Consider the following 25,837-nt stretch of genomic DNA (forward strand, 5'->3'; position numbering starts at 1 on the left):
TCCGTGTCGGTGCGGACAGTGGCGGGGAACCAGGCGTGGACCGCTCGGCCACGACGGTGGCCGGAACTCGCTGTGCTCTTGTCATCACCCGTTGTCTGCACATAAGTTGACCGCTTGCGACGTGTCCTACTGTCAGTGGGGGAGCCAAGTCATGGCCGCGAACGGACGGCACCGCAGATACCAGCCGAGCCGCATGAACCGTGTCTCGCTCACGGTCACGGCGGGCGGTGCGGGCATTGCCCTCCCGCTCATCACCGCGGCGTCGGCGGGTGCCGCGTCAGGTGATGTCTGGGACAAGGTCGCCGCGTGCGAATCCACCAGCAACTGGGACATCAACACAGGCAACGGGTATTTCGGCGGGCTTCAGTTCACCCGCTCGACCTGGGCTGCCTACGGCGGTACGGAGTACGCGCCACGCGCGGACCTGGCCTCCAGGGATCAGCAGATCGCCATCGCCGAGAAGGTCCTCGAGGGGCAGGGGCCGGGCGCGTGGCCGGTCTGTTCCGCAAAGGCGGGCCTGACACGGGGCGGTGACGGGCCCGACATCAGCCCGCAGACCGAGCGGACCGTCGGGGTCGCGACGCCGAAGAAGGCCGAGTCCCGCACCTCCTCGCCGCAGAGGGCGGGGACGAAGAAGGCCACGCCCACCACGGTGCCGGGCAAGCGCGACTCGTACACCGTGGCACGCGGTGACTCGCTCTCCGGGATCGCGGCCGAGCGGCGGCTGGAGGGCGGCTGGCAGCGGCTCTACTCGGCGAACCGCAAGGTCGTCGGTGACGACCCGGACCTGATCTTTCCGGGCCAGCGTCTGAGCCTCGGCCCGGCAGGGACCGCGAGGACGATCACCGGAGCCGCGGCGAAGGCCGAGCCGCGGGCCGGGAAGGCCAAGGACAAGGCGGCGGCCGACGCCCGGCCCGAGGCGCGGGCCCGGGAGAAGGCGGCGCCCGCACCGGCGCAGCCCGAGCGCAGGCCGGCGGCCCGGCCCACGCAGCAGGCGAAGCCCGAGCCGAAGCAGACGCAGCAGGCGAAGCCGAAGCCGAGGAAGACCGAGAGTCACAAGACGCAGCCCCGCAGCACGGCCCGGGCGGAGAAGCACTCCGGGCTCACCGCCCCCGTGGCGGCCGGCACGGGCACCCCGTACCACCAGGCAGGTTCCTGGTCCAGCGGCTACCACACGGGCGTGGACTTCCCCGTGCCCACCGGCACATCGGTGAAGGCGGTGGGGTCCGGCACGGTCGTCTCGGCGGGCTGGGGAGGGGCCTACGGCTACCAGATCGTCATCCGGCACGGTGACGGCAAATACAGCCAGTACGCGCACCTGTCGTCGCTCCTGGTGCGTTCCGGCCAGCACGTGGGCGGGGGACAGCGCATCGCCCGCTCCGGCTCCACCGGCAACGTCACGGGGCCGCACCTGCACTTCGAGATCCGGACGGGCCCCGACTACGGCTCCGACATCGACCCGCTGGCCTACCTCAGAGCGGGCGGCGTCAGGGTCTGAACGCCCGGCCGGTCACCGGCCGTGGCGGCGGAGGCGGATGACCCGGATGACGCGCCCTCTCGCGCGGCGCCGCCGAGCGGCCGCGCGTCCGGTACGAACTCCGCCCGGCCCACCCGCCGCTCCAGCGGCATCCGTACGGGCAACGGCAGCGGCGCGGGAAACGTTTCCGCGGCCGCCGCGGGCGGCATCGTCCCCTCGGGTTCGGGGAAGGTCACCACGGTCGTCGTCGACCGGACCGGCCGGGGCAGCGCGCCCGCCCGGCCGCTCGGTGCGCCCACCGGGTCCGGCGATCCGGCGGGCCCGGCGAAATCCCCCGCGTCCTCGCCGAGGGTCCCGTCGGGCACGGGCCCGGGCGGGGACGCGGCGCCAGTCACGCCGCCGGATGCCTCGGCCGCGCGGGCAGCACCCTGCGGACGGTCACCGCCGGCGGCCTGCCGGCCCTCGCGGCGCTCCGCGCTCATCCGCTCCGTGGTGAGCATGATCAGTCCGCCGGCCGCTACGGCCCCGCAGGCAAGGGCGAGCATCGTGCCCGCGGTGCCGTGCCGGAACTGCTCCCCGAACAGCGTGATGCCGACCGCGGCGGCCACCACCGGGTTCACGACGGTCACGGTGGCGAGCGGCGCCGTCAGACCCGCGCCGCGGTACGCCGCCTGGGACAGCAGCAGCCCCGCCCCGGCGAGCGTGGCGATCACCAGCAGCGTGGGGAGTCCCTCGCCGACCGCGCCCGAAGTCCACTGCATGGCGACGGTCTTCGTGAACACCGACGCGATCCCGAAGGCGACACCCGCTGCCCCGGCCAGGACCACACTGCGCATCACCGGCCGGCGCATGGCCTTGGCGAGCAGCATGAGCGCGGCCACCGCGCCGAACGTCACGAGGGCGAGCATCAGTTGCTCCGGCCCGCCCAGGAAGTGCGCGTCGGAACTTCCGGTCAGGGCCAGCAGCCCCGCGAGTCCCACCGTCGCCATGAGTGCGCCGCGCCAGGCCGTCGCCCCGGCCTTGCGGCGTACGAAGAGGGCGGCCATCGGCAGGGCGAACACGATGGTCAGGGCGCCCAGCGGCTGCACGAGGCTGAGCGGACCGTAGGCCAGCGCCACCACGTGCAGGAGGGCGCCCACGCCGTTCAGCGCCACAGCGGCCCACCAGACCCGGTCGCGCAGCGGTGCGAGTGAGCGGCCGTCGGAGGCCGTGGCCACGCGCTCCTGGACGATCGCCCCGGCCGCGTACGCGACCGCGGAGACCAGTGACAGCAGCACGGACAACGCGAGGGAACTCATGTACACCACGATCTCCCTTCAAAGCCGCCGCGTCGTCGTCCCTGAGACGGCGATTCGGCATACTGCTTTGGTAGTACGGGAGTGGTCCCGGTGTCCTCCTCCCGACGGTAGTCCTCCCTGCGGCCGACGTCAGAACGATCATCCCGCACGGATACGGTGGACCGCGAGCCGCGGCACTGCCGGTGCCCCTGGCGTCACACCGGGTGGCCGGCGGAGCGGGAGGCGAGGTCGATGGAGGGGAACGCGGGGGCCGGCCCGGGCGGGTTCTTCGCGTTGCGGACGGCCCCGGTGCGGGACGGCGGGCACCGCGCGCTGGCGCGCTTGTACGCGGGGGAGGGCGCGCCGCTCGCGGACCGGATCGACACCGTCGCGGAGCGGCTGGGGACGGCCGAACGACGCGTCGCCGCCTCCGTCGCGCACCTGGGCCTGGCCGCGCGCCTGTGGTCCACGGCGCTCGGACCGGCGGCCCTGACGGGCAGCTTCCCCGGCCTGCGGGCCGAGGACCTCCACTGGGAACCCCGGCTGCCCGCCCCGGACGACCTGTGGTTCGGCGGCCGAGAGGCGATCCCGGCCTCGGCCGGCCGGATCCGGGAGGTCGTCCAGTACGGCCATCTCGTGCCGCTCGGCGCGGCGATCCGCCGGGACACTGCCGTGCCGATCCGGCTGCTGTGGGGCAACGCCGGATCCGCGCTGGCGGGAGCCGTGCGCCAACTCCTCGCGTGGGCGCGTGCGCACGGACGGCCGGACGTCGCCGCGCGCACCCGCGCCCTGGCCGCCGAACTCTTCGACCACCCGGATCTGCGCGACACGGGCGCACCGCACGGACCGGGCTTCCGCAGGGGTACCTGTTGTCTCTACTACCGCGTGCCGGGCGGAGGGCTGTGCGGTGACTGCGTCTTCGACGAGGCCCCCCGCAGGCCGCCGGGGCGTTCCGGCGGAGGATGAGAGGCGCGACAGAGCCTTTCGGGTCTCTCTCGCGGGCGGTTCGGCACGTACGGCGGCGGGGGAGCGGCGAACGGGCTACGAAGTCGACGGGGAACGGTTCCATCTCTGCGACGAGGAGCTCGGACATGCGGCAGCGCATCGCCAGGATCATCACGAGGCCCTGTGCCCGCACCACGAGGACGAGCGGTGCCACGCATGGTTCTTGATCTCGTCATCATCGGCCTGGCCATCGACGTGGGGCCCCTGCACAACAGCGCGTTCATCCTGCTGCTGTCCACGCCCCGGGGTGTGCGCAAGGGGCTGGCGTTCGTCCTCGCCTGGCTCGGCTGCCTGGTCCTCGTGCTCGCAGCGGTGATCCTGCTGACCGGCGGCAGGCCGCCCGCCCCTCGCAGCGCGCCCTCCACGGCGGCCCTGGCGCTCAAACTGGCGCTGGGTGTCGGGATGGTGGTCTACGGAGAGAGGAAGCGCCGGCGGGGCAGACGGCCCCGCCGGCGCCCGAAGTGGCTGTCGCGGCTGGACAGCGCCTCGCCGTGGACCGCGGCCGGTCTGGGCGTCCTCCTGCAGCCGTGGGGCCTGGTCGCCGCGGGGGCGGCCACGGTCGTGCAGGCGCACATGTCCTCCATCGGCTCGTACATGGCGCTGTTCGCCTTCTGCCTGCTGGCGACCTCAGGCCTGTTGGTGATGTTGCTGTACGCGACCTTCCGGCCCACGGAGGCCCACGCGAGACTCGGCGCGCTGCGCGACTGGACGGAAGACCATCAGGACCAGGCGGTCGTGACGCTCTCGCTCCTGGCGGGCCTGTGGCTGGTGGCCAAGAGTCTCTATCAACTGGTCTGATCCACGCCGTGCCGACCGCCCCCGGGCATGCGGAAAGCCGGCGCGGTGATCCGGTCCGCACCGTCGTGCCAAGGGCCCTGACGTGGGCTCTTGCGGTTCTCCTCCGCTCTCCATCAGGACTTGTCATGGACCTGGACAGGGCCGCATGTGGCGTGCTGTCATGCCAACTGCCATTCCTTCCAACGTTGTACATCGTGTGGCAACGAGCCGCCACCCTTCCTCGCAAGGAGGATCCGTGCGCATCGACAAGAGACTGATTCTGTTCCTGGCAGCCGTCGTGGGAGCAGCCGGGCTGTCCGCCGTACCCGCCGCCTCGGCGGCCGGTCAGGACTCCGGAGGCGTCGACGAGGCGCAGGGGCTGAAGGGGGAGTACTTCACCCAGTCCGCCCCGGGCGCCTTCGACTTCGGGACGCTCAAGGCCACCGGCTTCGACCCGTCCATCGACTTCCCGACCCTGGAATCGAGGCTGACCTCGGCCACCGGACAGGCCGACGACGCCAGCATCCGGTGGACCGGGAAGATCGTGCCGGAGAAGTCCGGCGCCCATACGTTCTCCATGATCGGGGACAACGGCTTCCGCCTCTGGATCGACGGGAAGCCGGTCATCGATCACTGGGTCGACGACTGGGAGAAGGAACAGACCTCCCAGCCGGTCGAGTTGACCGCCGGGACCGCCTACGACCTCAAGGTGGAGTTCTTCGAGCACCAGGGAGGCTCCAACCTCCATCTCAAATGGACCGAGCCGGGCGGTACCAAGGTGCCCGTCCCGCAGTCCGCCTTCCGGCTGCCGGACGATTTCGCGTACGACGGCGCCATCGGTGCCACCGTGCTCGCGGACGGGCGCACCCTCAAGCTCGACTTCGCCCAGAAGCTCGGTGCTCTTCCCACCGGGCTGGTGAACCACCTGGACGCCGTGATCGGCGGGGCCGAATGGCCGCTCGGGGCGGTCGAGGCCGACCCGGCCGACCCGCGCAGCCTGACCGTCGCCCTCAAGGAGCCGGTCGTCGGGAACAAGGCCGGCAACGCCACCGGGCTCGCCGACATCCGCTACGACGGTGAGGGGGCACTGGCCGGCGAGGACGGCAAGCAGGTCGGCGCCTTCTGGTCCAGCGGGCCCAACCACTCCACCTACCAGCTCCGCACGAAGTGGGCCGACGAGGTGGGGCCGGAGAACGCGCTCCCCGAATACCCGCGCCCCCAGCTCACCCGCGACACCTGGCAGAACCTCAACGGTTCCTGGGAGTTCGCCGCGGCCAAGGCCGGGGAGCGGCCCCCGGTGGGCAAGAGGCTCGGCGAGAAGATCCTCGTCCCGTATCCGGTCGAGTCGCAGCTCTCCGGGATCGAACGGCACGAGGACCGCATGTGGTACCGCCGGACCTTCACCGTCCCGAAGAACTGGAAGGTCGGCTCGGCGAAGCGGCTCCGGTTGAACTTCGGTGCCGTGGACTGGCAGTCCGAGGTGTACGTCAACGGCCACAAGGTCACCGAACACAAGGGCGGCTACGACAAGTTCAGCGCCGACGTCACCGACGCGCTGAAGCCCGGCCGGACGCAGGAGCTGATCGTCGGTGTCTACGACCCGACGGACGCCGAGGACGGCGAGAACCCGCCGATGGGCAAGCAGCGCCTGGACCCGAGCGGCATCTGGTACACCCCGTCCTCCGGCATCTGGCAGACCGTCTGGATGGAGCCGGTCGCGGCCGACCACGCGGACTCACTGAAGCTCACCCCGGACGTCGCGGGCGAGAGCGTGGCCGTCGAGGTGCGCGGTGCGCGTGACGGCGTGCCGGTCACGGCGACCGCGTACGACGGCAGGCGCAAGGTGGGCACGGTCACCGGCCGGACCGGATCGGCCCTGAAGGTGCCCGTCCCGGACCCGCACCTGTGGTCCGCGGACGATCCGCACCTCTACCAGCTCAAGGTCTCCGTCGGATCCGACCGGGTCGGCAGCTACTTCGGCATGCGGTCCATCGCCGTCGAGAAGGTGAACGGCACCCCCCGTACCGTCCTCAACGGCAAGCCGGTCTTCATGATGGCCACCCTCGACCAGGGGTTCTGGCCGGACGGGCTGCACACCGCGCCGACCGACGAGGCACTCGCGTACGACCTGAAGATGCACAAGGCGATGGGCTTCAACTCGGTCCGCAAGCACATCAAGGTCGAGCCCGATCGCTGGTTCTACTGGGCGGACAAGCTGGGCCTGATGGTCTGGCAGGACATGCCGGCCATGAACACCGTCAACCCCTCGGCCGCCGCGCGGACCGAGTACGAACACGAGATGAAGGAGATGATCGACGAACACTCCAGTCATCCGTCCATCGTCATGTGGGTGACCTTCAACGAGGGCTGGGGTCAGTACGACGAGGCCCGGATCGCCGACCAGGCCAAGGCCTGGGACCCGACGCGCCTGGTCAACAGCATGTCCGGGATCAACCTGGGCGTCGACGGCGGCACCGGCGACATCATCGACGAGCACGGCTACCCGAGTCCCGCACTGCCTGCCCCGGACGGCCGACGGGCCCTGATGAGCGGCGAGTACGGCGGCCTCGGACTCGCGGTGCCCGGCCACGCCTGGGCGGTGCAGCAGTCGTACATCGCGGTCGACCCGGCCACCTACACCGACGACTATCTGACCAAGCTCGACGAGGTGCACGCGCTGGCCTGCAAGGGCGGCAACGGCGCTGTGTACACGCAGATCTCCGACGTGGAGGGCGAGCTGAACGGTCTGCTCACCTACGACCGCAAGGTCGTCAAGCCCGATGTGAAGCGGGTCCACGATGCCCAGCAGGCGCTGATCCGCGACGCGTCGAATGACGTCGTGGCGGGCTGCCCCGCGGCCTGACCTGTGGTGCCGCTCCGGTCCGCCCCGCAGCGGGCGGACCGGAGCGGCACCGTCCGACCCCTTGACGCGGATCAACGGGGAACCAAGAATGATCGCGCTCTGACAACGTTGTCCAAAGGAGTATTCCCATGCACCGGATCCCACGGCCGCGCCTGCGCGGCCCGGCGGCCGCACTCGCCGCCGCCGCGCTCCTGGGCGGTGTCCTCACCGGTGGGGCCACGGCCGAGGCCGCGCCCCGGACCGACGGCCGGCTGACCGACCTGGTCAATCCGTTCATCGGCACCCAGAACGAGGGCAACACCTACCCCGGCGCCTCCGTGCCCTTCGGCATGGTGCAGCTCTCCCCGGACACCGGCCACAACACCGGCTACGACTACGGCGAGAACCACATCCGCGGCTTCTCCTCCGTCCATCTCTCCGGCGTCGGCTGCGGGTTGGGCGGCGACCTGCCGATCCTGCCCACCACCGGTGACGTGACCGAGACCGACTACGCGAAGTACGCGGCCGAGTTCAGCCACGACGACGAGAAGGCGAGTCCCGGCTACTACGGCGTCGGGCTCAGGACCGGCATCGAGGCGGAGCTGACCGCGACGCAGCGCACCGGAGTGCAGCGCTACACCTTCCCGGCGACCGACAAGGCCAACGTACTGCTCAACGCGGGCCAGTCACTGCACCGGACGCTCTCCTCCGAGGTCGAGATCCTCGACAGCCGCACCGTGCGGACCGCGATCAGGGGCAGCGGCTTCTGCCAGGACACCAAGCCGTACACGGTGTACACGGTCACCCACTTCGACCGGCCGTTCACCACGTCCGGCACCTGGAACGGCGACACCGTCACCGAGGGTTCGAAGAAGTCCTCGGCCACGGATGCCCGCAACGGCGCCTGGCTCCGCTTCGACACCAGCAAGGACCGCACCGTCGAGGCCACCACGGCCCTGAGCTACGTCGACGCCGAGGGCGCCGCGCTCAACCTCCGCGCCGAGGGCGGCCGCAGCTTCGACCGTGTGGAGCGCGCAGCGCAACGCAGCTGGGAGGACCGCCTCGAAGGCGTGAAGGCCCAGGGCGGCAGCGACGAACTCCGCCGCACCTTCTACTCCTCCCTGTACCGCTCGTTCCTCGCGCCCAACGTCGGCAGCGACGTGGACGGCCGCTACACGGGCTGGGACCAGAAGAAGCACCGTGCGAAGAACTTCACGTACTACCAGAACTGGTCCCTCTGGGACACCTACCGCACCCAGGCGCAGCTGCTCTCGCTGCTCGCCCCGCGCGAGTCCCGCGACATGGCGATATCCGTCCTGCGGATCGACGCCGAGAGCGGCTGGCTGCCCAAGTGGGGCTACGGCACTGTCGAGACCAACATCATGACCGGCGACCCGGTCACCCCCTTCCTCACCAACGCCTATCAGCAGGGCCTGCTGAAGGGGTACGAGGAGGAGGCGTACCGCGCCCTGAAGAAGAACGCCGACGGAGTGCCTGCCGCCGAGTCCGCCCCGGTCGGCCGCGAAGCCAACGTCGAGTACCTGAAGGACGGCTTCGCCCCGTACATCAAGGGCCGTCCGCACGCCAAGCCCGGCGACTCCGACTACGACCACGGCGCCTCCGCCACTCTTGAGTACGCCCTGTCCGACGGCATGCTCGCCGAGATGGCGCGCGACCTCGGCCACGACGCCGACGCAGCGCGTTACACGGCGCGCGCCCAGAACTACCGGAAGATCTTCGACCCCTCCACCGGCTTCTTCCGCGCCCGCGACACCTCCGGTGCCTTCACCGGGCCCGCCGACCCGGCGCAGAGCGAGGGCTTCCACGAGGGCACGTCCTGGCAGTACCAGTGGATGGTTCCGCAGGACATCCCCGGGATGGTCGACCTGATCGGCGGCAAGGACGCCGCCAATCAGCGTCTCGACTCCTTCTTCGCGTACGACAAGCTGCTCGCCGACCCGGCGAAGACGGCCCGTGAGGTGTGGGTCAACGGCCCGTACGCGTACTACAACGCGGACAAGTACAACCCGCAGAACGAGCCCGACCTCATCGCCCCGTACACCTACCTCTCCACCGGCCAGCCGTGGAAGACGACCGATGTGGTCCACGCCGCCCTGACGCTGTTCACCAACGGGCCGACCGGCATGACGGGCAACGACGACCTGGGCACCATGTCCGCCTGGATGGTGCTCTCCTCGATCGGTGTCTTCCCGGTCCAGCCGGGCGCCGACACCTGGGGCCTGTCCACGCCGGCCTTCGAGCGCGTCGACATCAAGCTCGACCGCCGGTACTACCCGCGCGGTGCGCTCACGGTGAGCGCCCCCGGGGCCTCGGACACCGACCGCTACATCCGGTCGGCGCGGCTCGACGGCGCGCAGCAGTCGCGCACCTACCTCACCACGGACGACATCCGCTCGGCCCGTTCGCTCTCCTTCACGGTGGGCAGTGAGCCATCGGCCTGGGGCACCTCGCCCGAGGACGCTCCGCCCGCGCTGGGCTGATCCGCGAACAACGCGACACGCAAGCGCCCTGCTCCTCGTGCGATGAGGGGCAGGGCGCTTGCGTGAGTGTCGCGGCCTCAGGCGGGCAGCGGGGGGTCGATCGCCTCGGCGACGGTCGGGAAGACCGGAAGCGCACTGTCGAGGCCCAGCACCCCGATGAGCCGTTCCATGAACGGGGACGGTGCGGCGAGCCGCAGCCGGGGGCCGAGCAGGGTCTGACCCTGAAGCAGCACGTTCACCGTCGTCGAGTCCGCGAAACTCACGTCCGAGAGGTCGATCACGACGGGACCGTCGCCGTCCGACGCCGCGCCCTCCAGCGCGGCGCCGAGCAGGGCGACGTTGTCGATGTCGAGGTCACCGGTCACGGCGAGCACCAGCGCTCCGCGGTCCTGCCGTGGGACGATTCTCATGGCTCTGCCGGCGCTGGGGGATGGGAGCACGGTCACCTCATGATGCACTGGATGGCGGGGGAGAAAGCCGGTTGATGTGGACGGTCCGGTGCAACTCCGTCCCTGTTCGCGGCGGGTATGGACCAACGATAGAAGTAATAGTTGCCATTTGACAACATTCTCCGTCGGGCAACAATCTGTACCCTCAATGATCAACGAGCGCACCCCTCGGGGAAGTGCCTCAATGGCGGAAGCAGGGGCTGGATGAAGCTAGGCGCTGTCCGCGATGTCGTCACGGAGCCGGTCGGCCGGGCTCCGGTCGGTGGTGAGCCGCTGCGACGCGGCCGAGTGGAAGGCGGCCAGCCCTTCGGCGAGCGCCGCCACCTCGGCGGGCTGCATCCGCTCGAGCACAGCCGAGAGCTCGCGGGTGCGGATCGCCCGGCACTCCTCGAGCAGGGTCCGGCCCCGCACGGTCAGCCGGAGCTCGACCTCGCGGCGGCTCGTCGGACTCGGACCCCGCTGGACGAGGCCCATGGCCTCCATCCGGTCGCAGAGCCTGCTCACCGACGGAGCACGCGAACCGAGCGACTCGCCGAGCGAGCGGAGGTTGCTGCCCTCCTGCTTCTCGATGACGAGCAGGGCGCGCAGCTGCGAGGGCGAGACCGTGCCGGGAGGCGCGGCCTCCTGGCCGCGGCCCCACAGCACCTCCAGCAGTTCGGAGGCGGCGCAGACGTCCTCGGCCACCGTGTCGAGGCGGTGAGGAAGACCGGTGCGGTGGGGCATCCTTCCACTCTGTCACCCGGAACGTCCTTCTGTCAGCCCTGCCCCGTCCCCGTGACCCGACGAAGAATGAGCGGAAGACCGTGAACGCCCGTAGCGACATCGAGAGAGCCGTACGCGCCGCCGCGCCGCACGCCCTGGTGGAGGTGGTGCGCAGCGCACTCGCCACCGCGTACGACGCCCGGTCCGTCCAGGTGCTGCTGGCCGACTACAGCATGACCGTGCTCAAGCCGGTCTGCCCCGCGCCGGGCCACGATCGGACGCTGTCGATGAACAACAGCCCGCAGGGCCGCACCTTCGGCAGCCAGCGCCCGCACGAGGAGCCGACCGGCGAGGGGGACCAGGTCGACCACCACTTGCCCGTGACGGTACGCGGCGAACGCCTCGGAGTTCTCAGCGTCCGCCTCCCGGCCGCGACGTCCACCCCGCAGACCGCGGACGACCTCGCTCATGTGGCCGACCTCCTGGGCCACGAGATCATCGTCGCGGAGCGGAACACCGACCTCTACCAGCGGGCCCGCCGCGTCACCCGGCTCACCCTCGCCGCCGAGATGCAGTGGCAGCTGCTCCCCGCCCGGGCGTTCTCCGCGGCCGAGTACGCCGTCGGCGCGCAGCTGGAACCCGCCTATGCCATCCACGGGGACAACTTCGACTGGGCCGCGGACGGCGACCAGCTGACCGTCTCCGTGACCAACGGCATGGGCGAAGGCATCCAGGCCTCCCTGCTCACCAACCTCGCCGTGAACGCCTTGCGCAACGCCAGAAGGGCCGGCATCGGCATCGCGGACCAAGCCGCCCTCGCCGACCAGGCGCTGTACGACCAGCACCGCGGCAGCGCCCATGTCTCGACCCTGCTGCTCCGCTTCGACCTCGCGACCGGAACGGTAGGCGCGGTGGACGCGGGCTCGCCGCAGCTGTGGCGGCTGCGCGGCAGAACGGTCGCACGCGTGGAGCTGGAGGCACAGCTGCCCCTCGGCATGTTCGAGGAGTCGCAGTACGTGGTCCAGGATCTCCGCGTGCTCCCCGGCGACCGGCTCCTGCTCGTCAGCGACGGAGTGTACGGCACCGTGTCACCCCGCGGCGAGGAATACGGCGAGCGGGGACTGGCCAGGGTGATCCTCGCGACGCGGCTGCTGCCCGCGGCGTCGGTTCCGGGCGCCGTCCTGCGCGAACTCGCCGACTACCGCGACGCGGACACGCTCGATGACGCGCTGGTCGTCTGCATCGACTGGTTCGGCAGACAGGGGAGTGAGGGCTGAACCCTCGGCCCGGACACCACCGGGGCGACTCAGCTGCTGAGCGTGAACTCGGCGCGGATGCGCTTGCCGACCGGCACCCGCTCGGCCGTCAGGCGGTCGCACAGGGCCACGACGATCTCCATGCCGTGGCCGCCCAGCCGGCTCGGGTCGGGGGAGTAGAAGACCGGGAGCGCGCTGCTGCTGTCGTACACCGTGACGCTGATGCGCTCGGCGGTGCCCTCCAGTTCCAGCAGGTAGGGGCCGTGGCTGTAGCGGTCGGCATTGGTGACGAGCTCGCTCACGGCCAGCATCAGATCGTTGCGTGTGTGAGTGCCGAGCACGGCCATCCACTCGGAGACGAGACGCGCGAGAAAGCGGTCGGCCAGGGCGCGCGCCTGAGAGATGCACCCCGGTTCGCCGTCGAAGACCTCGGCGCTGTGCAGTGCCTCCGTGGGCGGACAACTCCTCGGGGAGTCGTCCGGCCGGGAGATGGCCTGTTCGTTCATGGGCTCCAGCCAGGGCGCAGCGGGGGAGGCCGTGGACCTCTCTTCTCGCTGCTCGTGTACCCGCCCCGGGAGATCCCACTCCCGAGCGACGTCAGCAGATCTTACGCACGACCGGGAAGCCGCACCACCGTCACGAAGAACTCGTCGATCTGGCGGACCGCCGCGATGAACTGGTCGAGGTCGACGGGCTTCGTGACGTATGCGTTGGCGTGCAGTTTGTAGCTGCGCAGGATGTCCTCCTCGGCGGAGGACGTCGTCAGCACGACCACGGGAATGAGCGAGAGTTCCGGGTCCTGCTTGATCTGCTCCAGCACCTGGCGGCCGTCGTACCTGGGCAGGTTCAGGTCGAGCAGGATCAGGTCGGGGCGCGGCGCGTCGCCGTAGTCGCCGCGGCGGTAGAGGAAGTCGAGTGCTTCCTGTCCGTCGCGGACCACATGGAGCGTGTTGCGGATCTTGTTGTCCTCGAACGCTTCGCGCGTCATGAGCTCGTCGCCGGGGTCGTCCTCGACGAGAAGGACCTCGATGGGCTGTACGGGGTTGCTCACGCGGTGTCTCCGGAGATCTCGGCGGGGTCGGCCGCTTCCCCGGCCTCCGCCGGGGAGCTGTCGGCCCGGGCGGGCAGGCAGAAGTGGATGCGGGTCCCCGTGCGGGGTTCGGGATCCAGCCAGATCCGGCCGCCGTGGAATTCGATGATCTTACGGCACAGGGCGAGCCCGATCCCGGTGCCGTCGTACTCGTCGCGCGCATGCAGACGCTGGAAGATGACGAAGACCTTCTCGGCGAACTCGGGGGCGATCCCGATGCCGTTGTCCGTCACGGTGAAATGCCAGTCGTCCTCCTCCCGCACACAGCCGACGGTGATCACGCACGGCTCCTCCGGGCGGCGGAACTTCACCGCGTTGCCGATCAGGTTCTGCCAGATCATCGCGAGGGTCGTCGCGTCGCCATGGACCTCGGGGAGCGGGTCCGCACGCACGATCGTGGTTCCCGACTCCTCGATGACCAGAGCCAGATTGGCGAGGCCGCGGTCCAGCGAGCCTTCGAGGTCGACGACGTTCCAGCTGTCGTGGACCCGGCCCACCCGGGAGAACGTGAGCAGGTCGTTGATGAGTACCTGCATGCGCTTGGCGCCGTCGACCGCGAAGTCGATGTACTGCTTGCCCCGTGCGTCCAGCTCGGTCCCGTACCGCTTGTCCAGCAGCTGGCAGAACGACGCCACCTTCCGCAGGGGCTCCTGGAGGTCGTGCGAGGCGACGTAGGCGAACTGCTCCAGCTCGGAGTTGGAGCGGCGGAGTTCCTCCGTCTGCTGCGCCAGCAGGTCCTCGCGCTCCTGGGAGGCGTCGAGCTCCTCGACCAGGCGGCAGCGCATGTCCTCGACGGCGGCGGCCACCGCCCGTACGTCGGACGGCCCGCGTACCTCGATCCGCCGGCGGAAGGCGCCGGCCCGCACCTGGCGGGAGGCCTCCGCCAGGGAGCCGAGCGGCCGGCCCACCACGCGGTGCAGCAGCAGGCTGAGGGCGATCACGCACAGCACGAAGCAGGCCACCAGGGCCAGCAGCGTCCGGTCCCGCGTGGTGCGGGCGTCACTGAGCTGGGCGCGCGCGTGGTCCCGGGCGGCGTCGAGATGCGACTGCTGTGTGCTGTAGAGCCGCCGCAGCGAGTCGAAGGCGGCCTTGCTCCCGGCGGTCCTGGCGGACGAGCGGCCCTCCGGACCGTCGCGGCGGACAGCCTCGATGAGCGGTTCGGCCTGTTCCCTGCGCCACTGCGCCGAGGCCGCGGCCATCCGGTCGAGATCCCGGGCGTAGGGCTCGCCGTCCCCCATGAACGAGCGGACCTGGGCCAGGCGCTGCTGCTCGTTCTTCTTCCCGGTCTCGAACGGCTGAAGGAAGGAGGGATCGCCGGTGAGGGCGTAGCCGCGGACGCCGGTCTCCTGGTCGAGCAGCGCGTTCTGCAACTGGAAGGAGGCCGAGCGGGCCGGCTGGATGCGGTCGACCAGTTCGGTCGTCCGGTCGGATATTTGGGCCAGGACGAGTCCGCCGACAATCAGACAGCCGCACACGACCAGGACGAAGCAGGCCAGGATCAGGTGGACCCAGTTCTGGACCGAGAGGCGCGCGAATCGTCCCGGCGGCTGCGGGGTGTCGGCCGGTGCGTCACTGCTCATGCGGGGTCCTCTTCCAGGCGAGATGCAACACGGCCACGTCGTCGGCGAGGCCGCCGTAGGGAGCCGCCCCCTCGGAGGCGCCGGCGACCAGGGCGTCGATGAACGGCCGGGCCGGCAGACCGGCCCGGTCCCGGGCCATGGCCAGCAGCCCTTCCTCGCCCAGCCGGGTGTCGGGCCCGGTGCGCCCCTCGAACAGGCCGTCGGTGAAGAGTACGAGACCGGAGCCCGGCGCCAGCGCGTGCTCGGTCGAGATCCACTGGCCGTGGCCGGGCAGCAGCCCGAGGGCGATACCGCCCTCGGGCTCCACCCACTCGATGTCGGTGCCCCGGCGCAGCAGGAGCCCCGGATGCCCCGCCCTGACGATCCGGACGCGGTCCCCGCCGGGCGGGAAGGTGAGCGAGGTGACGGTCGCGAAGACATGGGGGTCGGAACGCTCGGCGACGAGCATCTCCTCGAGCAGTGCGAGCTGTTCCAGCTGGTCGGTGCCGCACAGGACCGCCGTGCGCCAGGCCACTCGCAGACAGACCCCGAGCGCGGCCTCCGCGGCGCCGTGCCCGGACACGTCGCCGATCACGGCGTGGACCGTGCCGTCGGGTCTCTGGACCACGTCGTAGAAGTCTCCGCTGAGCAGTCCGTGGGCGCGGCCCGGCTCGTAGCGGGCGGCCGCCTCGAAGCAGTCGTCGTTCAGCAGGGGTACGGGCAGCAGCCCCCGTTCGAGGCGCGCGTTCTCCTGGGCCATCAGCTGGGTGGCGCGGAGGACGGCCGCCGCCCGCTCGACCTGCTTGCGCTGGAGGGCGTAGCGGACGGCGCGCGACAGAGCCTGCGGGTCGATCCGTCCCTTGACGAGGTAGTCCTGCGCACCGGTGGCGACCGCGTCGAGCCCTGCTTCGGCCTCCGCCAGGCCGGTCAGCACCACGATGGCGGCGTCCGGGGTGGTCTCCAGGATCCGGTTGACGGCGCTCAGCCCGTGTACATCGGGGAGATGAAGGTCCAGCAGGACGCAGACGGGTCTCCCGTGGCTGCGCAGGAAAGCCAGTGCCTCGGACAGTGTCTTGCACCACGTGAGCGCGGAGTCCAGCTCGCCGTCGGCGAGCATCTCTTCGACGAGGAGGGCATCTCCGGCATCGTCCTCGACCAGGAGGATCGCGGCGTTGAAGTCCCAGACGGAAGGCCGCTCGGCCGCCACGGTGCCGCTCTGCACCGGAAACGCCGCCGCGACCGGATGCAGGGTGTGGGAGCCGGTGCGCATCTCAGCCACGATTCACCCTCTCGTCAAGCCCGAGCGGGCCGCCCGCCGTCGTCTCGCAGCATATGTGAACGCCGCCCGCCGCTGTGCGATCGGGCGTCTTCGGGCCGGCTGATGGTTGCCCGGTGGTTCAGCTCGGGCGTATACCGCCGGTGAGCTTCTCAACTCTGATGCAGGTACGCGGTGATGCCGGCGAGCTCGGACACCGCATCGGTGTCCGAGCCCGCGCTCACAGCGTCGGGCCCCGCCCCGGGTTCGATCCGCGCGAGGGGCATTCGCTGCCGCCTCGACGTCCCGAAGCCGGTGCACGGCCGGTCCACGAGGAGAGAGATCCGTGGGAGCGGGTGCTCGCACGTGGTAGGTCTCACACGTCGACGGACATTCCTGCCCGCAGGCGCTTGACGATGCGCGCGAGGAGCCGGGAGACGTGCATCTGGGACACGCCGAGCTCTTCACCGATCTGGGCCTGCGTCATCTCCTGGCCGAAGCGCATCTGCACGATCCTGCGCTCACGGTCGTCGAGCTGTTCCAGCAGGGGAGCCAGCGTGTGGAGGTTCTCGACGGTCTCCATCCCGGGGTCGGCCTCGCCGATCGTGTCGGCGAACGACCGCTTGTCGGTGCCGGAATCGGTCTCGGCCGAGGGCGTGTCCAGGGAGCCTGCCGAGTAGCCGTTGGCCGCGACGAGCCCTTCGATGATCTCTTCCTCGGGCAGGTTGAGGAAGCCGGCGAGTTCCTTGACCGTGGGGTCGCGGTCCAGGTCCGCGGAGAGCTGCTCCTTCGCCTTGGCGAGATCCACCCGCAGCTCCTGGAGCCGCCGCGGCACGTGCACCGCCCAGGTGGTGTCGCGGAAGAAGCGCTTGATCTCTCCCACGATGTAGGGGACGGCGAAGGTGGCGAACTCGACTTCACGCGAGAGGTCGAACCGGTCGATGGCCTTGATCAGCCCGATGGTGCCCACCTGGATGATGTCCTCGGTGTCGTCACCGCCACGGTTACGGAACCGGGAGGCGGCGTACCGCACCAGCGAGAGGTTCATCTCGATGAGGGTGTTGCGTGCGTACTGGTACTCGCGGGTGCCCTCTTCGAGGACCTGCAGGCGGTCGAGAAACAGCTTCGACAAGGCACGCGCGTCCTTCGGGGCCACCTTGCCGGTGTCCTCGATCCACGGCAGTTCCGAAGCTTCTGTACCGTCCGTCCCGGGCAGCGTGTGAGCAGGGCTGCCGAGAATGGTGCCGGTCCGCTCCGTCGTGCTTGTCATGATGTCGCCCCTCCTTGTTGCCAAGTGCGTCGGACGTCGTGTGCCCCGCATCGGCGAGGCCATTCCCCCTGGGCACAATTTTTTTTGCGGCGTGGAGGCGTGGGGCCGGTCACCGGTGAATCCGCCCGTGGCACTCGAATGGAGCAGCACCTGGAGCATGGCAAACTTGACGAGGGCGTTGGCCCGCAGTGCGGCGGCTTTGCGCAGAAGCCCGCGGCAGGGTCTCAGCCCCGTGGATGTCAGTCCTCGTGAGCCCGGCTCGGTGGCGCGCCACGGTCCGCCGAGAGAATCCGGCGGCACAAGCAACAGAGGAACGGCAATGACGGTGACAGAGGACAGCCCGGAGATCGCGCCCGGAATCGAGGAGTTCGGTCCCGGTATCGACCCGCAGCGGCTGGCCGTCTGCCTGAGTGTGCTCGACGAGCTCGACTCCATCGAGGTCGACCACCCGGACGCCATCGCGGTGCGCCGCGCCACCGCCGGTGTCTACCGCACCGTGAAGCAGCGCCGCCGCCAGGAGCGCCGTGCCGCGAAGACCGCGCATGACAAGGCCGTGACCGAGGCGACCGCGACGGGCTCCGCCGAGCGTATCGACGACGAGACCCAGGGCGTCCTGCCGTCGTCCTCCGCCGCCTCCGAGATCGCTGGTGTGCTCCAGCGGCCCAGGTCCTGCTACATCTGCAAGACGCGGTACGTCGAGGTCGACGCCTTCTACCACCAGCTCTGCCAGGGCTGCGCGCGCGAGAACCGCGCCCGGCGCGACGCACGCACCGACCTCACCGGCCGCCGGGCGCTGCTCACCGGCGGCCGGGCCAAGATCGGCATGTACATCGCGCTGCGGCTGCTCCGTGACGGAGCCCACACCACCATCACCACCCGCTTTCCCAACGACGCGATCCGCCGCTTCAAGGCGATGCCGGACAGCGACCAGTGGATCCACCGCCTGAAGATCGTCGGCATCGACCTGCGTGACCCAGCGCAGGTCGTCGCGCTCGCGGACTCGGTCGCCGCCGAGGGGCCCCTGGACATCCTGATCAACAACGCTGCTCAGACGGTCCGTCGCTCCCCGCAGGCGTACAGCGAACTGCTCGGTGCCGAATCCGCCCCGCTCCCGGCGGGCGAGCTGCCGGCCGCCGAGGTGATCGGCACCTTCGGCAGCGGTTCCGTCGACCGCGTGGCCGCGCTGCCCGCAGCCCGCAAGGAGGGGCTGAGCGCCCAGGACGTCACCGAACTGGCCCTGGTGACCGGCTCGGCGTCGCTTGAGCGCATCGCCGCGGGCACCGCGATCGACGCCGGCGGTCTCGTTCCGGACCTGCACCACACCAACAGCTGGATCCAGACAGTCGACGAGGTCGAACCGATCGAGCTGCTGGAAGTCCAGCTCTGCAACTCCACCGCCCCGTTCATCCTCATCAGCAGGCTCCGCCCGGCGATGGCCGCGACCGCCGCCAAGCACTCCTACGTGGTCAACGTCTCCGCGATGGAAGGCGTCTTCGGCCGCGGCTACAAGGGGGCGGGCCACCCGCACACCAACATGGCGAAGGCGGCGCTGAACATGCTGACCCGCACCAGCGCCCAGGAGATGTTCGAGAAGGACGGCATTCTGATGACCGCCGTCGACACCGGCTGGATCACCGACGAGCGGCCGCACCCCGACAAGATCCGCCTCGCCGAGGAGGGCTTCCACGCCCCGCTCGACCTGGTCGACGGCGCCGCCCGCGTCTATGACCCGATCGTCCGCGGCGAAGCGGGCGACCCGTTGTACGGGTGCTTCCTGAAGGACTACGCCCCCGCCAACTGGTAGCACTCGGCGGCATCGATGCCGCACTCGGTCGCAGACCCGGCCCGGGAACCCTCCCGGGCCGGGTCTTTTCCATGTTTGGTGGCTGAAAGTGACCCAAGGCACACGTTCCATCGAGCATGGGCGCGCTCATTTGGTTACGCTGAGGGGAACGGACGCCATCAAGGGATCCACGAAGATTCCTTGACCGTCCTGGGACAGGCTCGTCAACCGGGCCGCCGTCCCGCCCCGTACCCGGCGCCACCGCGACCGAACAGATCCTGCCCTGCCCCGCACAGGCGGACGACGACCGGATATGACGCCGGACGTCGGATGCGCCGGGGGCTACGCGACACGAAGGAGTGCGCGGTGACGACACCGGAACTGACGAAGCACGAGCAGCGGACGGCCGAACGGTACGGAGAGCGGGCCCGCAGGCCCGAGAAGCTCCGGAACATCGAGGTCTGGGCCAGATCCGCACCCATCCGGCTGGCCGGCTACGAGGACGACCTCGCCGAGCCGCACATCCTGCCCGGCGTCGACTGAGTGCTTCCCGCCCGAGCTCCGGTCCGTACCCCTTGAGGGGCGGGGCCGGAGCTCGGTCATGTCGACATCATCTCTCCGGCAAGCCGGCGTCCGAGGACGGCGAACTCGAGTGGATCAGTACGTCGCCGCAGGCCCGCGCGGACGGCCGGTAGCCGGCCCCGGCGGGGTCGGGCGCAGGAACTCCCGCACGTAGGTGCGGTGCCACCAGCAACCGGTGGCCCGCAGTTCGCTCCAGGTCGTGTACCGGTAGCGGTACACCCTGGCGCGGACGTGCGCCGGGGGCTCGTCCGGGAACGGGTTGTCCCGCAGCAGTCGCAGGGTGTCCCGGTCGTTCTCCAGCAGCCGCTCCACGAACGGCCCGAACCAGGGGCGGGCGTACGCGGGTGAGAGCGCCGCGAACCACATCATCCAGTCGAGCCGCAGATGGTAGGGGGCGAACTGGCGCGGCAGCCGCCGAGGATCTCCCGGCTTGCCCCAGAAGCCGTACTCCCGCCAGACCGTGCCCGGGTGGATCACCTGCTCGTCGGTGCCCTCGACCACCACCTCCATGCGGACCCGGCTGATGCTGCCGAACGCTCCGTACGTGTTGACCAGGTGCAGCGGGTCGAAGGAGCGGTTCATCACCTGCCTGCGCGAGAACAGGTTGCGGGCCGGGCGGTAGCTGAGGATCACGACCAGGGCCGTGACGGCGAGGACCGTCACCTCGTACCAGAGCGGAGCGTCGGACCGCGCGGGCGGGTCGGTGACCGGGGACCAGTCCACTGCCGACAGGGCGAGGGCGATCGTCAGCCAGTTGAGCCAGGCGAAGTTGCCCGACAGCACCAGCCACAGCTGCGTGAGGACCATCAGCCCGGCCGCCGCGCCCGCCACGGGCTGCGGGGTGAAGAGCAGGACCGGGACGAGGAGCTGGGTCACATGGTTGGCCGCCACCTCGGCACGGTGCACGGGCCGGGGGAGGTGGTGGAAGAACCAGCTCAGCGGGCCGGGCATCGGCTGGGTCTCGTGGTGGAAGTACAGACACGTCAACTTGCGCCAGCACGCGTCCCCGCGGACCTTGATCAGCCCGGCGCCGAACTCCACCCGGAACAGCACCCAGCGCAGCAGCCACAGCACGAGCACCGGTGGCGCCGTGTCCGCGTTGCCGAGGAAGACGGCGAGGAACCCCGTCTCCAGGAGCAGCGACTCCCAGCCGAAGCCGTACCAGGCGCTGCCGACCTGCACGATCGACAGATAGAGGACCCAGGGCAGGGCCCACAGGAGCATGGCCCCCCACAGGGGTACGAGGCGGTCCGCGCCCGCGAGCAGCGCGACGGCGAGCACGCAGCCCGACCAGGCGACGAGGGCGAAGAACCGGTCGGAGTAGTGGAGCCGGAAGAGCCCTGGTGCGGTGCGCCAGTCGGTACGCCGCAGGAGCTCGGGGGCGGGCTGCATGCCGCGCTCACCGATGAGCGCCCGGAACTGGAGCGCGGCGGTGAGGAAGGCGGTCAGATAGATGACGGCCAGGGCCTTCTGGAAGAGGAGCCGGCCGAGCCAGTACCCGTCTGCGGTGAACCAGTCCATCGCTTCCAGTATCGGTCTGCCGCTCCCCGGCGTCTCACTCCTGTCGTGCGTGTCCCTCCCGGACGATGCGGCGCAGCGTGCGGCCGAGCCGGTGCGCGTACCAGCGCTGTGCCACGGGCACCAGCGGGCCGCCGAGACGGGTGTACCAGCGGACGGGGCGGCTGAACGCCATCACGGTGAAAAGGACCGTGCCGTCGTCCGCGAGCTCGGCGACGAAGCACTCCTCGCCGCACTCGGGGTGGCCGGTGAGTGTCCCGTACGCGAATCCGATGCGCTCGGGACCGTACTCGGCCCAGACGACCCGGCACGGCGCGGTGAACCGGAACGGGCCGACCCCCAGCGACACCCGAACGGACGCACCGGGCTCGGCGCGCGCTGCGGAGGCCCTGACCCGGGCCCCGGAGGCGCGGTGCATGCGGAAGTCGGTGATGGCCGCCCCGGCGGCCTCGAAGTCGGCGCGGCCGCGTCCGACGCGGGTGCGGTGGTGCAGGTGGTGGTAGCCGGCGGGGAGCGGGCCGCGCTCGGTGGCGCCGGCCTCCGGGTACGTGAGGGTGTTCATGCGGTCCTTCCTTCGTGTGCGGTGCGGTGGTTCAGGCGCTGCCAGGCCAGCACCGAGCAGAGTGCGAAGCCCAGCGCGTTGCCCACGCCGTGCGTCGCGGCCATCCAGGCCAGGGTGGGGTGCGGGAGGCCGGTGGCTTCGCCGAGCGCCCAGCTCAGCGCGAGCACCATGGTCGCCGCGAGCACGGCGGCCGAGGTGGTGAGCAGCAGCCGGGTGGTCCGGTCGCGGGCCGCAGGCCGGACCGTGCGCCAGGTCAGGAAGGCAACGGTCCACATACCCGCAGTCAGGACCACCGCCCCCGCCAGTTCGGCCCGGTCACCGATGAAGTAGCCGATGAGGACGAGCAGGGTGCCCAGCGGCACGCTCAGTGCCGCGAACCGGCCCGCCGCGCCGTCGGCCACGCGGCCGACCAGCCCCGCGACCAGTGCGGCGGCGAATCCGGCGAAGTGGAAGTGTGGCACGGTCAGCGCCAGGATCCCGGGACCGAAGCCGAACAGCGGACGCCCCGAGCGCTCGGCGACCAGCGCGGTGGCCGCGACGGCCGGGGTCACCAGGGCGCTGAGCAGCGCGACCTCGGCGGGTGCGGTCCGCCACGACAGCAGCGGACCGGGGCACCGGACGACACGGGCAGGGGCGTGCAGGGCCAGGAGCGCGGCGCCGATCGCGTAGCCGATGGCCAGGGCGGTGGCGGCAGGCCCGCGCGACAGCCAGAGGGAGACGGCTCCCGGCACGGCGAAGAGGGGCCACAGCCGTCGCATCCGGTCCAGCCCCGGGGTGTCCGCCAGGCGCAGTCCCGCCGGCACGATCACCAGCATGCCCAGCATCACGATCAGACCCACCAGGACCGGCATCGCTCCACCCTCCCCGTCTTGAACGCGTTCAAGTGATGACGGTGCCGACTGTAGAACGTTTCTTGAACGCGTTCAAGGTGCTGGCTCCGCATCTCCCTCGAGCCGTGCCCACCCCGGGCCGTCCCGGCTTGCGGGGGAGGGGGAACTGCGGCACACATGAGAGGACCAACAGGGACCGGTGACCAGGCAGGAGACCTCTTCGTGCACGCACCGACACGTATGCGCCGCGCCGTGCTCGCCGTTCTGTCCACCGGCATCCTCGTCACCGCGGGCTGTGCCCGGGAGGCAGGGGAAGGCGGACACGGCACCGAGGGGACGGCCGACGCCGACGAGGTCCTCCTCCAGCCGGCCGCCGCGCGGGGCCCCGACCCCTTCACCGGGTCCACGGTGGAACCGGCCGGCGCCGCGCCGCCCGCGCCCCGCACGCCCCCGCCGCCGACGCGGGCCCCCGGCGACGTGGCCCCGCGCACGCTCCCCGGAGCGACCCCCGGCCTCTACGGGGGCACCCGCTCCGTCGCCTCCTGCGACGTCGGACAGCAGATTCACCTCCTCGCGGCCGATCCGGCCCGGGAGAAGGCCTTCGCACGGGCCGCGGGTGTGCCCCGGGCCGGGGTCGCGGACTTCCTGCGCGGCCTGACGCCCTTGGTCCTGCGCGCCGACACCCTGGTGGGCAGCCACGGCTTCCACGCGGGGTCCGCCACCACGTACCGGTCCGTGCTCCAGGCCGGCACCGCCGTGATGGTGGACGGCCACGGCCTCCCGCGCGTGCGCTGCGCCTGCGGCAACCCCCTGAGCCGGCCCGCCGGTACGGGCGACACGCAGAGCGGCCGGGGCGAGCGGTGGGCGGGCTACGACCCGGCGCGGATCGTCGTCGTCGCGCCCTCCGCGAAGGCTGTCGCGGCCCTGGTCGTCGTCGATGCGGACCACAACAGCTGGATGGAGCGCCCGGTCGGGGACGAGGGCGCCAGGGACCGTACTCCCGAGGTGCCACCGCCCTACGCTCCCGGCACCGATATCACCGGGCCCCTGCCCGAGGCACCTCCGGCGAAGTCGAGGGAACCGGAGGTGCCGGAGAAGACGGTCGAGCCGTCGCGCTCCGCTCCCGATCCCGCGGACTGTCCGACGGCCGGCGCTCCGACGCCGCCCGGCGAGGCGGTCGCGGCTACGGAGGAACCGACGGATGCACCGGTGCCCGTACCGTCGAACTGCCCCACGCCGACCGCCGCCCCGTCCGACGCCTACCCCCAACCGCTTCCGGAGCTACCGACGGACGAGCCGACCGGCACGCCCGCCGACCCGGACGAGCCGCCGCAGGACCTGGTTCCGCCCATGACCGACGAGCCGCAGACCTCCATCCGGCTGCCGTGGCAGGACGACGTGGACGCCTCCGTCCAGGGATGAGCGGCCGGGCGGGGGCCGGTGCTGCTTCCTGTCGGGGCCGGTGAGCGGGGGGCGAGGATCCAGGAGTCAGCCCCTGCGCACGGCCGGCGGGGTCCAGCGGCCGTCGAGGGCTTCACGGCCGGGCGCGTACAGGCGTACAGACGCAGCGTGATGCCGAGGGGGCCGGCACGGCCGCGAGCGTGCCGGGGACCCCGCCTCCGCACGCGGTCTTCGTGGTCCCGAGGGGGCTCTCATTCCTCGGTGGGCAGCCAGTTGCCGTGCAGTCCCAACGGGACCCGCACCGGAATCCGTACGCGGGCGACCGGGCCGGAGGCGGGGTCGGCGGCGGGGATCACGAGCAGCCAGCTGCTGTCGTCGGTCCGGTCGGTGGCGTACGTCAGCCAGTGGCCTCCCTCGCCCGGCCCGGCGCCCGGCGAAGGGGCGAACACCGGCTCGCCGACGGAGAGGTCCCCGGCCGGCCACATCACACTCGTGCCCGACGCGTCGCCGCCGTTGTACCAGCGAAGCGCGTCGAACTCGCCCGGCAGCAGATCAGGGTTCCCGGAGTCCGAGGCCACGGCCAGTTGTCGGTGCCGACTGCCGATCAAGCGGTCGTCCGTGCGGGGGAGTTCCATCCTGGCGTCGTCCAGCACGGTCCGGTGCATCGTGCCGGCGAGCGGATCGATGACCGCGCGGACCAGACCGGAGGTGTTGGGCTGTCCCGACCCGTCGGGCGCTCCCAGGGAGAGGCGGGACCACTGCACGTAATCAAGGACCACATCGCCGCCGTCGGGCTCGGTGTCGTACGCGTTGACCGTGTGCCACAGCCAGAAGGCCTCGTCGGACGCCCACCGCACCGGACCGCCGTCGCGGGGGATCAGGGCGACCCGGGTGCCCCGCTCCGGCCGCCAGGCGATCATGGACCCACCGCTCATCGCGGCGGCGATGTCGAAGAAGACCGGCGCCAGCACGAGTACCAGGTATCGCCGGGTCAGCGCCATGTCGTGGATCATCATCGGTTCGTCGAGCCCGTCGACCGTCGTGGGGCCACGGGTCACGGCGCCGGTGGGACCGATGGCCGACCAGGTGAGGTAGGGCGGTTCGAGCCCGTAGCAGAAGACCATCATCTCGCCGGTGACCGGGTCGGTCTTCGGGTGCGCGGTGATGCCGGCCGGCAACGCCCCGCCGAACGTCTCCTTGCCTGCGGTCTCCAGCTCCGGTGTGAGCAGAAACGGGCAGTCGGATTCGGCGAGGGCCAGCAGGCGTCCCGCATGACGCACCACGTTGATGTCCGGAAGGTCGCGGAAGGTTCCGGCCAACTCCGGTGACACGTCCGGGACCTGAGGGAAAATCATGGATTCGATCCCGCCCCAGAGCGCCCGTCCCGCTCGCTCCTCGGCGAGCACGGCGGGTGTGCGGACGAAGCGGTTGCGGTAGCGGGCCTGACCGCCCGAGATCCACACGCCGTGCAGCATGCCGTCCCCGTCGATCGGGTAGAGATACGAACCGATCGGGCTGAAACGGGGGTTGGGCCCGTTGCGCAGGAACAGCCCGTCGAGCTCGTCCGGCAGTTCGCCCACCACCTGGAGCCCGGTCTCGTCCACCTCTTCGGTCACGGGGGCGAAGCGACCGGACAGATGGACGACGCGGGCGGGGTCGAAGGCCTGCGAGGCATGTGCGGCCATGATGGCCTCCCTTGCC

At 71.0% G+C, this 25,837-nt stretch carries 21 protein-coding genes; 9 read left to right on the forward strand and 12 right to left on the reverse strand.

Going from position 1 to position 25,837, the window contains the following annotated elements; genetic code table 11:
• The first annotated feature begins 151 nt into the window (after window positions 1–151).
• Complete coding sequence (locus ABZ434_RS23470; protein ID WP_359140152.1) at window positions 152–1,498, forward strand: transglycosylase family protein; 1,347 nt, start codon at window positions 152–154, stop codon at window positions 1,496–1,498.
• On the opposite strand, the gene ABZ434_RS23475 is transcribed toward ABZ434_RS23470, so the two are convergent.
• Window positions 1,468–2,784 (reverse strand): DMT family transporter, encoded by a 1,317-nt coding sequence (locus tag ABZ434_RS23475; protein WP_359140155.1) that lies wholly within the window; start codon window positions 2,782–2,784, stop codon window positions 1,468–1,470. The genes ABZ434_RS23470 and ABZ434_RS23475 overlap by 31 nt on opposite strands.
• Before the next feature lie 222 nt (window positions 2,785–3,006).
• On the opposite strand from ABZ434_RS23475, the gene ABZ434_RS23480 reads away from it, so the two are divergent.
• The 4 genes from ABZ434_RS23480 (at window position 3,007) to ABZ434_RS23495 (ending at window position 9,879) form a co-directional block, all read left to right on the forward strand.
• Entirely contained in the window at window positions 3,007–3,720 is a 714-nt protein-coding gene (locus tag ABZ434_RS23480) for a (2Fe-2S)-binding protein (RefSeq protein ID WP_359140157.1), read from the forward strand.
• Window positions 3,721–3,915: 195 nt separating this feature from the next.
• Window positions 3,916–4,557, forward strand: a complete 642-nt coding sequence (locus ABZ434_RS23485) for a GAP family protein (protein ID WP_359140160.1) — start codon at window positions 3,916–3,918, stop codon at window positions 4,555–4,557.
• A gap of 235 nt (window positions 4,558–4,792) precedes the next feature.
• Entirely contained in the window at window positions 4,793–7,399 is a 2,607-nt protein-coding gene (locus ABZ434_RS23490) for a PA14 domain-containing protein (protein ID WP_359140162.1), read from the forward strand.
• A gap of 128 nt (window positions 7,400–7,527) precedes the next feature.
• Window positions 7,528–9,879: a GH92 family glycosyl hydrolase gene (locus tag ABZ434_RS23495; RefSeq protein ID WP_359140164.1), complete on the forward strand. Its 2,352-nt coding sequence runs from the start codon at window positions 7,528–7,530 to the stop codon at window positions 9,877–9,879.
• A 77-nt stretch (window positions 9,880–9,956) separates the two neighbouring features.
• Here the strand turns inward: ABZ434_RS23495 and ABZ434_RS23500 are convergent, their stop codons facing one another.
• Window positions 9,957–10,289 carry an STAS domain-containing protein gene (locus tag ABZ434_RS23500; protein ID WP_359140167.1) on the reverse strand — a complete coding sequence of 111 codons (333 nt, stop codon included), beginning with the start codon at window positions 10,287–10,289 and terminating at the stop codon, window positions 9,957–9,959.
• Between the two features lie 249 nt (window positions 10,290–10,538).
• Window positions 10,539–11,051, reverse strand: a complete 513-nt coding sequence (locus ABZ434_RS23505) for a MarR family transcriptional regulator (protein WP_359140169.1) — start codon at window positions 11,049–11,051, stop codon at window positions 10,539–10,541.
• 80 nt (window positions 11,052–11,131) lie between these two features.
• Here ABZ434_RS23505 and ABZ434_RS23510 point away from each other — a divergent pair, with 80 nt between their 5' ends.
• A complete protein-coding gene (locus ABZ434_RS23510) occupies window positions 11,132–12,307 on the forward strand; it encodes a PP2C family protein-serine/threonine phosphatase (RefSeq protein ID WP_359140172.1) in 1,176 nt (391 codons plus the stop codon).
• A 29-nt stretch (window positions 12,308–12,336) separates the two neighbouring features.
• On the opposite strand, the gene ABZ434_RS23515 is transcribed toward ABZ434_RS23510, so the two are convergent.
• The 5 genes from ABZ434_RS23515 to ABZ434_RS23535 all read right to left on the reverse strand — a co-directional run bounded on the left by ABZ434_RS23515 (window position 12,337) and on the right by ABZ434_RS23535 (window position 17,460).
• A complete protein-coding gene (locus tag ABZ434_RS23515) occupies window positions 12,337–12,792 on the reverse strand; it encodes an ATP-binding protein (RefSeq protein ID WP_359140175.1) in 456 nt (151 codons plus the stop codon).
• Between the two features lie 101 nt (window positions 12,793–12,893).
• On the reverse strand, window positions 12,894–13,337 hold the full coding sequence (locus ABZ434_RS23520; protein ID WP_359140178.1) for a response regulator: 444 nt from the start codon (window positions 13,335–13,337) through the stop codon (window positions 12,894–12,896).
• On the reverse strand, window positions 13,334–14,956 hold the full coding sequence (locus ABZ434_RS23525; protein ID WP_359140181.1) for a CHASE3 domain-containing protein: 1,623 nt from the start codon (window positions 14,954–14,956) through the stop codon (window positions 13,334–13,336). Before ABZ434_RS23525 ends, ABZ434_RS23520 begins: the two co-directional genes overlap by 4 nt.
• Complete coding sequence (locus tag ABZ434_RS23530) at window positions 14,946–16,205, reverse strand: SpoIIE family protein phosphatase (RefSeq protein WP_359140246.1); 1,260 nt, start codon at window positions 16,203–16,205, stop codon at window positions 14,946–14,948. The genes ABZ434_RS23525 and ABZ434_RS23530 overlap by 11 nt, the downstream gene beginning before the upstream one ends.
• A gap of 361 nt (window positions 16,206–16,566) precedes the next feature.
• Window positions 16,567–17,460 carry an RNA polymerase sigma factor SigF gene (locus tag ABZ434_RS23535; RefSeq protein ID WP_359140184.1) on the reverse strand — a complete coding sequence of 298 codons (894 nt, stop codon included), beginning with the start codon at window positions 17,458–17,460 and terminating at the stop codon, window positions 16,567–16,569.
• 319 nt (window positions 17,461–17,779) lie between these two features.
• Between ABZ434_RS23535 and ABZ434_RS23540 the strand changes: the two genes are divergently transcribed.
• Together ABZ434_RS23540 and ABZ434_RS23545 are read left to right on the forward strand one after the other, a co-directional pair.
• Entirely contained in the window at window positions 17,780–19,264 is a 1,485-nt protein-coding gene (locus ABZ434_RS23540) for an SDR family NAD(P)-dependent oxidoreductase (RefSeq protein ID WP_359140187.1), read from the forward strand.
• 345 nt (window positions 19,265–19,609) lie between these two features.
• Window positions 19,610–19,786 (forward strand): hypothetical protein, encoded by a 177-nt coding sequence (locus tag ABZ434_RS23545; RefSeq protein WP_359140190.1) that lies wholly within the window; start codon window positions 19,610–19,612, stop codon window positions 19,784–19,786.
• 114 nt (window positions 19,787–19,900) lie between these two features.
• On the opposite strand, the gene ABZ434_RS23550 is transcribed toward ABZ434_RS23545, so the two are convergent.
• The 3 genes from ABZ434_RS23550 to ABZ434_RS23560 are packed head-to-tail and all read right to left on the reverse strand — an operon-like array spanning window position 19,901 to window position 22,756.
• Window positions 19,901–21,346 carry a lipase maturation factor family protein gene (locus ABZ434_RS23550; protein WP_359140193.1) on the reverse strand — a complete coding sequence of 482 codons (1,446 nt, stop codon included), beginning with the start codon at window positions 21,344–21,346 and terminating at the stop codon, window positions 19,901–19,903.
• Window positions 21,347–21,380: 34 nt separating this feature from the next.
• Window positions 21,381–21,905 carry a DUF1990 domain-containing protein gene (locus ABZ434_RS23555; protein WP_359140196.1) on the reverse strand — a complete coding sequence of 175 codons (525 nt, stop codon included), beginning with the start codon at window positions 21,903–21,905 and terminating at the stop codon, window positions 21,381–21,383.
• On the reverse strand, window positions 21,902–22,756 hold the full coding sequence (locus ABZ434_RS23560; RefSeq protein WP_359140199.1) for a YndJ family protein: 855 nt from the start codon (window positions 22,754–22,756) through the stop codon (window positions 21,902–21,904). Before ABZ434_RS23560 ends, ABZ434_RS23555 begins: the two co-directional genes overlap by 4 nt.
• A gap of 201 nt (window positions 22,757–22,957) precedes the next feature.
• Here ABZ434_RS23560 and ABZ434_RS23565 point away from each other — a divergent pair, with 201 nt between their 5' ends.
• Window positions 22,958–24,157: a DUF6777 domain-containing protein gene (locus tag ABZ434_RS23565; protein WP_359140202.1), complete on the forward strand. Its 1,200-nt coding sequence runs from the start codon at window positions 22,958–22,960 to the stop codon at window positions 24,155–24,157.
• Window positions 24,158–24,387: 230 nt separating this feature from the next.
• Here the strand turns inward: ABZ434_RS23565 and ABZ434_RS23570 are convergent, their stop codons facing one another.
• Complete coding sequence (locus ABZ434_RS23570) at window positions 24,388–25,821, reverse strand: carotenoid oxygenase family protein (RefSeq protein WP_359140204.1); 1,434 nt, start codon at window positions 25,819–25,821, stop codon at window positions 24,388–24,390.
• Window positions 25,822–25,837: the final 16 nt, after the last annotated feature.

This window comes from Streptomyces sp. NPDC005761 (assembly GCF_040630635.1).
In the GTDB taxonomy this organism is placed as follows: domain Bacteria; phylum Actinomycetota; class Actinomycetes; order Streptomycetales; family Streptomycetaceae; genus Streptomyces.